Raw genomic sequence first — 288 nt, 5'->3', positions numbered from 1 at the left:
GCCGGCCGAACGCGGCCGCATCCATCCGATCAGCCAGGTCATCGACGAGATCGCCGCCATCTTCGGCGACATGGGTTTCTCGATCGCCGAGGGGCCGGACATCGAGACCGACCACTACAACTTCACCGCGCTCAACTTCCCCGTCGGCCATCCGGCGCGCGAGATGCACGACACGTTTTTCCTGCAGGCGGCCGAGGGCAACGAGGCCAAGCTCCTGCGCACCCACACATCTCCGGTGCAGATCCGCACCATGGAGGTGCAGAAGCCGCCGATCCGCATCGTCATCCC

At 65.6% G+C, this 288-nt stretch carries 1 protein-coding gene; it reads left to right on the top strand.

Features of this window, described 5'->3' with window-relative positions:
* The coding region (locus tag NLU14_RS21510) for a tRNA ligase subunit PheS family protein (protein ID WP_476738660.1) at positions 1–288 on the top strand (288 nt) is incomplete at both ends.

The sequence above is a fragment of the Marinobacter iranensis genome (genome assembly GCF_029207565.1).
GTDB classification, from domain to species: domain Bacteria; phylum Pseudomonadota; class Gammaproteobacteria; order Pseudomonadales; family Oleiphilaceae; genus Marinobacter; species Marinobacter iranensis.
Note: the sequence above shows the minus strand (reverse complement) of the source record. Positions and strands in the feature narration are given on the sequence as shown.